7 protein-coding genes and 1 pseudogene are annotated in these 7,527 nt (G+C 71.8%); 4 read left to right on the forward strand and 4 right to left on the reverse strand.

Translation table 11 applies throughout. The features are described from left to right. The first annotated feature begins 6 nt into the window (after nt 1-6). Nucleotides 7-1,458 carry an amino acid permease gene (locus ACFW5B_RS08415; RefSeq protein WP_386435192.1) on the forward strand — a complete coding sequence of 484 codons (1,452 nt, stop codon included), beginning with the start codon at nt 7-9 and terminating at the stop codon, nt 1,456-1,458. A 75-nt stretch (nt 1,459-1,533) separates the two neighbouring features. On the opposite strand, the gene ACFW5B_RS08420 is transcribed toward ACFW5B_RS08415, so the two are convergent. Together ACFW5B_RS08420 and ACFW5B_RS08425 are read right to left on the reverse strand one after the other, a co-directional pair. Then, nucleotides 1,534-2,010 (reverse strand): hypothetical protein, encoded by a 477-nt coding sequence (locus tag ACFW5B_RS08420; RefSeq protein ID WP_018088483.1) that lies wholly within the window; start codon nt 2,008-2,010, stop codon nt 1,534-1,536. Nucleotides 2,011-2,263: 253 nt separating this feature from the next. Continuing rightward, nucleotides 2,264-3,265 (reverse strand): ArsR/SmtB family transcription factor, encoded by a 1,002-nt coding sequence (locus tag ACFW5B_RS08425; RefSeq protein ID WP_386435139.1) that lies wholly within the window; start codon nt 3,263-3,265, stop codon nt 2,264-2,266. A gap of 97 nt (nt 3,266-3,362) precedes the next feature. On the opposite strand from ACFW5B_RS08425, the gene ACFW5B_RS08430 reads away from it, so the two are divergent. Together ACFW5B_RS08430 and ACFW5B_RS08435 are read left to right on the forward strand one after the other, a co-directional pair. After that, nucleotides 3,363-4,637 (forward strand): MFS transporter, encoded by a 1,275-nt coding sequence (locus ACFW5B_RS08430; RefSeq protein WP_386435142.1) that lies wholly within the window; start codon nt 3,363-3,365, stop codon nt 4,635-4,637. Nucleotides 4,638-4,785: 148 nt separating this feature from the next. Then, a pseudogene (locus ACFW5B_RS08435) lies at nt 4,786-5,043 on the forward strand (SAM-dependent methyltransferase); the annotation flags it as partial. Between the two features lie 119 nt (nt 5,044-5,162). On the opposite strand, the gene ACFW5B_RS08440 reads toward ACFW5B_RS08435, so the two are convergent. Further along, nucleotides 5,163-6,104, reverse strand: coding sequence for a LysR family transcriptional regulator (locus ACFW5B_RS08440; RefSeq protein ID WP_386435145.1), 942 nt, complete (start codon nt 6,102-6,104; stop codon nt 5,163-5,165). Between the two features lie 120 nt (nt 6,105-6,224). Between ACFW5B_RS08440 and ACFW5B_RS08445 the strand changes: the two genes are divergently transcribed. Next, nucleotides 6,225-6,662, forward strand: a complete 438-nt coding sequence (locus tag ACFW5B_RS08445; protein WP_386435148.1) for a 4-oxalocrotonate tautomerase family protein — start codon at nt 6,225-6,227, stop codon at nt 6,660-6,662. Nucleotides 6,663-6,949: 287 nt separating this feature from the next. Here the strand turns inward: ACFW5B_RS08445 and ACFW5B_RS08450 are convergent, their stop codons facing one another. Continuing rightward, a complete protein-coding gene (locus ACFW5B_RS08450) occupies nt 6,950-7,396 on the reverse strand; it encodes a glycine-rich domain-containing protein (protein ID WP_386435151.1) in 447 nt (148 codons plus the stop codon). Between the last annotated feature and the right edge of the window lie 131 nt (nt 7,397-7,527).

Here is a 7,527-nt window from a genome sequence, read left to right on the forward strand (position 1 = left end):
ATGACGATGGGCCTGCGCGCGGGACAGGGCGTATTGCGCCGTAAACCGATCGAACACATCGAAGAGGCGGAGGGCACCGCGAGCGAGCAGCTGACCCGGGCGCTCGGCCTGTGGCAGCTGACCGCCATCGGCGTCGGCGGCATCATCGGCGCGGGAATCTTCACGCTGGCCGGCACCGTCGCGAACGAGAAGGCCGGCCCGGCGGTGCTGATCTCCTTTCTCATCGCGGGCGTCGCGAGCGCCGCGGCCGCGTTCTCGTACGCCGAATTCGCCGGGCTGATTCCGAAGGCGGGCTCGGCCTACACGTACGGCTATGCGGTCCTCGGTGAGGTGGCCGGCTGGTTCATCGGCTGGGATCTGCTGCTGGAGTACACCGCGATCGTGGCGGTGGTCGCGATCGGTATCTCGGGCTATTTCGGCTTTCTGCTCGGGGAACTGGGCGTGCATCTGCCCGCCTGGATGCTGGGCGCGCCGGGAACCGGGCCGGGGCACCGGGTGGATCTGTTCGCCGCGGTGCTCTGTCTGCTGATCGCCTATCTGCTGACCCTGGGCATCAAGAATGCCGCGCGGTTCGAGACGTTCGTGGTGGGCCTGAAGGTCCTGGTGGTCGTCGTGGTGATCACGGTCGGCTTCTTCCACATCAACACCGGGAATTACACGCCGTTCTTCCCGTTCGGGGTGACCGGCGCTTTCACCGGTGCGGCGACGGTCTTCTTCGCGGTCTTCGGTTATGACGCCATGAGTACCGCGGCGGAGGAATCCAAGGACGCCCAGCGCCATATGCCGAAGGCGATCCTGTATTCGCTGGCGATCTCGATGGTGCTGTATGTCCTCGCCTGCCTGGTGCTGACGGGTATGCAGAATTACAAGGACATCGACCCGGAGAGCGGTTTCTCGTCGGCGTTCAAATCGGTGGGCCTGAGCAGCCTGGCGGACATCATCGCGGTCGGCGCGATCATCGGCATCCTGACCGTCATGTTCACCTTCATGCTCGGGGTGACCCGGGTGTGGTTCTCGATGAGCCGCGACGGTCTGCTGCCGAAGTGGTTCGCCAAGACCAGCCCCAAGCACCATGTGCCGACCCGGGTGACCTGGATCGTGGGCTTCGCCTCCGCGGCCATCGCGGGGTTCCTGCCGATCGGTGAGGCCGCCGAACTGACGAACATCGGCATCCTGCTCGCGTTCGTGGTGGTCTGCATCGCGGTGATCGTGCTCCGCTACAAGCGTCCCGACCTGCCGCGGACGTTCCGTACGCCGGGGATGCCGGTGGTGCCGGCGATCGGCGTGTGCTTCTCGATCTGGCTGATCACGTTCCTGGCGTGGCAGACCTGGGTCCGGTTCGCGGTGTGGTTCCTGATCGGCATGGTCATCTACTTCACGTACTCCTACCGCCGCTCGAACCTGGCACGGGCGGAGCGGGAGGCCTCCGGCGCGGGGGGCGGCCCGGGGAAGGTGTGAGCCACGCCCGCTGACCGGGCGGCAACCGTACGGCGGGGACCGGCGGGCGTGGGTCCGCCGGCCCCCGCCCGTCGCTCAGAAGACGAACGGTCCGGGCGACTGCTTGGACGTGGCCTGGCAGGTGGCCGTGATGCCGAACACCACGACCTTCAGGGAGGTGGCCTCCAGGCGGTCGCCCGCGGCGACCGTACCGCTGAGCGGTCCGGTCGAGACCGGGCTGCCGGCCGGGATCGCCGGGTTGGCCTTGCCGCTGAACTGGGTGGTCCCGGAGCCGTTCTTGGTGAGTGTGAGGGTGGACGCCACCGAGTTCGCACCGATGGCTATGGGTGAGGTGATCGCCGAGGTGGAGAGGCTGATGGTCGCGGCCGTGCCGTTCTGGGTCGCGGTGAGCGTCCCCGTACCGGAACCGTAGAAGCCGCAGTTGAAGGAGAGGGTGGCGGTGCCTGGGGTCACCGCGGGGGCGGCCGGTGCCATCGCGAGAGTGCCCGCGGTGGCGACGGCGACGACAAGTGCCGTACGGAAGCCGAATCTGCCGGGTCTGAGGTGCTTCATAGGGGGGTTACCGCCTTCATGAGGGGGGTGCAGGTCCATGGCACCGGCCGTCGAGGGGTGCGGGAGGAACGACAGGCAGCCACCCGGGAGCCGCGGTCGGACCCCGTGCCGACCCGGCCGCCCGGAGATCTGACGGCTGGTCAGCGACCTGAATCGCTGCCCATTGAGACATGCGCCCCCGAAGAGAGCAAGGCAGAACCCCATGATTTTCGGGCCGCCGGACCAGTCCCACGACGCGGCCGGAACACCCTGCTCATCCGTCACACTGCGCTGCCACCAGCGCCTCGCCGGCCGCCGTCCGGAAATAGAGCACGGACCGCCCGGCCCGGCGGCGGCCGACCAGCCGGGCGTCCAGCAGCACCCTGAGGTGCCGGCCGACCGACCCCAGGCCCTGACCGGTGAGCGCGACCAGCTGGGTGGTGCTCTTGGGCGTGCCGAGGAGCGCGAGAACACCCGCCCGCGCGGGGCCCAGCAAGGCGCCCAGCGCCTCGGGCACCGCCACCCGGCCGATCCCGGCCAGCGCGCCCGAGCAGGGATACACCACGGCGGACCGGTGCCCGCCCGGAGCCGGGCGGACGTCCCACGAGACCCAGCTCTGCCGCGGGGTGACCGGGACGAACAGCAGCTGCGCCCCGGCCAGTTCCCGTGGCGGATGGTCGTCCGCCGTGATCTGAAGCCGGTTCGCGCCGAGCCAGCGCATCCCGGGGCGCATCCCGTCCATCGCCGCGGTCCAGCCGCCCCGGCTCAACTGCGCGCTGCGGGCGAGGACATCGGCCTCCAGGACCCGTCGGCGGCGCGGCCAGTAAGGCAGCACCGCTTCCTGCCACACCCACTCCAGCAGACCGGCGGTGCGCTCGGGCAGATCGCCGGCGCGGCGCAGCGGGCCGGGGAGCGGCCGGCCGGCCAGGGACACGGCCAGATCGGCGCGGGCGGTGTCGGCGGAGGTCGCCCGGACGGCCGCCAACTCGTCAGTGAAGGACGGCGGTTCCGCGGTGCGTTCCGCGGCCGGGGTGGGGGTCAGGAAGGTCGCGTTCCAGCGGTACCCGAGTGCGGCGCGGATCAGCGCCGCGGTGACCGGGTCACCGGCCAGCCGCCCGCGGTAGGCGGGCCCATGGCGCGCGAGCCAGGCCCCCTCCCCCGGATGCGCGGCCGTGCCCCGGTGCAGGGTCTTCAGCGCGGCGATGGTCTCGGCCAGCGGGGAGAGCACAAAGCGGCTGCCGGCGAGGGTGTCCGCACTGACCTCCCACCAGCCCATCCCCTCCCCCGCTCCCCGCCCCGCGCGGCCCGCCGTGGTTTCGCCGACCCGCGAAACAGTAACGCCCCGGCCGCGCGGCCCCGGAGACTCCTGATCCGTGCGTACCTACCGACAGCTCTTCCGTACACCGGAGTTCACCCCGTTCTTCCTCACCAGCGCCCTTCAGGTGGGGGCGCAGACCATGAGCGGACCGGCCCTGGGCCACCGGGTCCACGCCGCGACCGGCTCCCCGCTGCTCGCCGCCCTCGCCATGTCCGGCCCGGCCCTCGCCCAGGTGATCGGGGCGGCGACCCTGCTGTCGGCGGCCGACCGGATGCCGCCGCGCGCCGCGCTGTCCGGCCTGGCGCTGCTCCTCGGCCTGGGCACCGCCATCCAGGCCCTCCCGGGGCTGCCCGTGGAGGCGGCCTTCGCCGTCCTCCTCGCGCTGGGGCCGGTCTCGTCGCTGGGCGGTGGAGTGCGCTACGGGCTGCTCCACGAGATCCTCGCGCGCGAGGGCTATCTGCTGGGCCGCTCGGTGCTCAATATGTCCGACGGGCTGCTACAGATCTGCGGGTTCGCGGCCGGCGGGGTGCTGGTGACCGTCCTGTCGGCGCGCAGCACCCTGCTCGCCGGCGCCGCGCTGTACGCCGCCGCCGCGGTCGTCGCCCGGTGCGGTCTCGGCCGACGGCCCCCGCGCGCCACGGGCCGGGCGTCGGTGGCCGGCACCTGGCGGAACAACGCCCGCCTGTGGTCCGCCGGCCCCCGCCGCGCCGTCTACCTCGCCCTGTGGGTGCCCAACGGGCTGATCGTCGGCTGTGAGTCCCTCTATGTGCCCTACGCGCCCCGGCACGCGGGCCTCCTCTTCGCCTGCGGTGCGCTCGGCATGCTGACCGGGGACGTCCTCATCGGCAGATGCGTCCCCCGGCGGTGGCGGCCACGGCTCTGTGTCCCGCTGTGTCTGCTGCTCGCCGTGCCCTATCTGCTGTTCGCCGTACGCCCGGCGCTCCCCCTCGCGGTGGCCGCGGTGCTGCTCGCCACCATCGGCTATGCGGCAAACCTCCCGCTGCAGGAGCGCCTGCTGTCGCTGACCCCGGACGAACTGAGCGGCCACGCCCTGGGGTTGCACTCCTCGGGCATGCTGACCCTTCAGGGTGTGGGCGCCGCGCTGGCCGGCGCCGTGGCCGAGCGCACCTCGCCCGCGACCGCGATGGCGGCGATGGCGGCCACATCGGTCGTGGTCACGCTTGCCCTGGCCCCCGGCCTGCGCCCGGCGGTACCGGTTCGTCCGCCGACGCAGGACGGCGACGGCACCCGGACCGGCCGGAAACCGGCCGGGAAACTCGGCCCGGCGCAGCCGGAATTGCCCCCTTCCCGACCTTCGGCCGGGGCGTGAGCGGCATGCCGCCCCGAGGCGCGGGCGGCACCCTTCGCCACCTCTCCCCAGCCCCGCACGCAGCCGGCAACAGTGTCCTGACATCGCCTCTGATCTGGGCTTTTGTGCCCGCTGAACCTACGATCGCGGGACAGGAAAGGGGGACCGGATGGACCGGAACATCCGCACCGTGGACGACGTACTCAGGCTTCTGGACGGCCTGTTCGCGCCGGAGGCCGACCGCTGGACGAGCGAGGGGGCCGCGTGGTGGGACGGCTTCTACGCGGACCGCGACCGGGCGGTGCCGTTCTTCGTGGCGAAGCCGGACGAGCACCTGGTCTCGTACATCGAACGCGGGCTCATCGCCCCGGGCCGGGCCCTCGACCTGGGCAGCGGGCCGGGCCGCAATGCGCTGCGCACGACGAGCCGCCGGAGTCCCCGTACTTCGGCGAAGCCTTCCTCTGGGCCGCGCTGTTCCGGCGCGACGCCCGGGGATGACTCAGAAACGGACCGCGGGGCGCGGCCGGCCGCGACGCCCCCGGACGCTCAGCGGCTGCCGCTGGGCAGGGGGTGACCCTCCGCCGGCCGGGCGGCGGTGCGCGTCAGATGACCGGCGGCCGACTCCGCCAGGGTGCGCAGCGCCGGGTGCCAGGGACGGGCCTGCGGTCCGGTCAGGACGAGGCGGCGCGAGGTCCGCGGCTTCAGCGGCAGCAGGACCAGGTCGGCGGGGATCAGCGAGCGGGAGACCTCGGACAGGACGGTCACGCCGATCCCGGCCTGCACCATGCGGATCAGCGTCGCCAGGTCCCGCACCCGGTGCGTGGGAGCGAAACGCAGTCCGGCCCGGCGGTGGAGCGTACGGACCCGGGCCTCGCAGCCGTTGGGGGAGATCAGGAACGGGTCGTCCTCCAGGTCGCGGAGGTCGACACCGGGTTCGTCCGCGAGCGGGTGGTCCCGGGGCAGCAGGGCCCGGTACTCGTCCGTGGCGAGCTGGACGCCGTGATCGGCGTGGGGGGACTTCCCGGCGGCAGCCGGGGGCGGATCGACCAGGACGGCGGCATCGGCCGTCCCGTCCTCCAGCCAGGCCGCGACCTCGCCGCTGTCGCCCTCGAAGACCCGCACGGTGATCCGGGGCTGATCCTCGCGCCAGTGCCGGAGCAGGCCGGGGACCAGCCCCTGGCAGACCGTCGGTGTGGCGGCCAGCCGCACGGTTCCGGTCATGGTCCCGGCCGCCTCGGCCACGATCTGCTCCACGGACCGGACCGCCGACAGTGCCATCCGGGCATACGGCAGGACCCGCTCACCGAGCGCGGTCGTCCGCACGGGGTGGGCACGGATCAGCAGCGGCGCGGCCAACTCGCGTTCCAGGGAGGCGACGGCGTGTGACACCGCCGACTGGCTCATGCCCAGCTCGGCGGCGGCCGCACTGAACCCGCCCGCGTCGACGACGGCGAGAAAGGCCCGCAGCTGGGGAAGGTTCAGGGTCATGCGTCGGTCTCATATCCCTATGACGGCTATGCGTTGGATCCATGATGCCCGGTTCGGTGAGGCTGGCTCCGTGCCGCCGGTTCCGTGCGGTGACACCCCGAGCAGATGCCGAGGAGAGCCATGCCGTACTTCCGGGTCACCGTCCCCGACCCCGACCTCCCCACCGACGTCCAGCGCGCCCTCGCCGAGGGCCTGACGCGGCTGGCGGTCACGGTGCTGCGCAAGTCCGGCGCGCGCACCATCGTCCACCTCAACCTGGTGCCGCCCGGCCGCTATTACGTCGACAGCGCGCCCCTGACCGACGGCCGTGACGCACATGTGGAGGCGAGTCTCACCGCGGGCACCAACAGCGCAGCGGAGAAGGCCGCCTTCATCGCCGCGGCCGATGAGCTGCTGTCGGACCTTCTCGGTCCACTCCCCCGGTCCGGTGTGGCGCTGCACGAACTGCACCCGGAGAGCTACGGCTACAACGGGGTGACACAACTCGACTACTACCGGCGGGCCGCGGCCGCACCGGGCGCTCCGGAGGCCGCCGCCGCGCCGGTCGCCGCCCGCTGAGCCTTTCGGGCCGGCAGGCTGTCCGCTCACCGAGAGAATCAACAACGTCCCGCCCGCCCTCACAGGAGAGTGCGGGCAGGACTCACACGGTTCGCTCCGGGTTGCGCCTATCCCTCAGAGGGGCGGTGGAACCCGGGGGCCCTGCTGATCCCCGCCTCCTGCGCCGCCCGGGATGAGGAAGCCGCGGAGTGGCGGACGGTCGTCACTGCCGATAGCCGCTTCCGCGGTCCGCATGGACCTTACGAGATCGGCGTACTCAGGGTTGATCCACTCCATGGCTTTCCCTCTCATCGCGAACTGGCAGGCCAGCCCTTGGGCTTAGGGATGGTCACGATCGGCCCGCTGTCGTCCGAGTGCTGGCACTTGGCGGCCACCGACACCAGATCACCGTCCGGCGGACCCCACAGATCAAGATCGACGCTGTACCCGGCTTCCTCGACCAAGGCCGTGGTGCGGTCGATGATGTCCTGGTCATAGCGGGCGGGGTCGGGCTCCTCGGGCCGGTGGTGCACGAAAGCCCCGAGCCGCGCGCACAATTCGGCGTAGGTCTGGGTGTGCAGGATGAGCGCATGCCACCCCGCGTCGACCACTCGGGACGGGACCAGGCGCGCGGCGGGGAAAATCGCGCAGGTCGCGACGAACGCCAGCGCCTCGGCGACGATCACCGCAGCGTCGTCCTCCGAGACGTCGGGGTTGTCGGTCCGAACGGTGGAGCGGACGGCGTCGAACTCCATCTGAGTCAGTAATGATCGGGCAGACTTGTCCATGGTTCTCCGTAAGTTGTTAGGCGGCCCGGGAGGGCCGGGTGTGGCTTATGGTTCTCTGCCTTCAGTGGCTTCCAAGGAGTGGCCGCCCGGCTCTTCAG

Source organism: Streptomyces sp. NPDC058773, assembly GCF_042746015.1.
Lineage (GTDB): Bacteria > Actinomycetota > Actinomycetes > Streptomycetales > Streptomycetaceae > Streptomyces.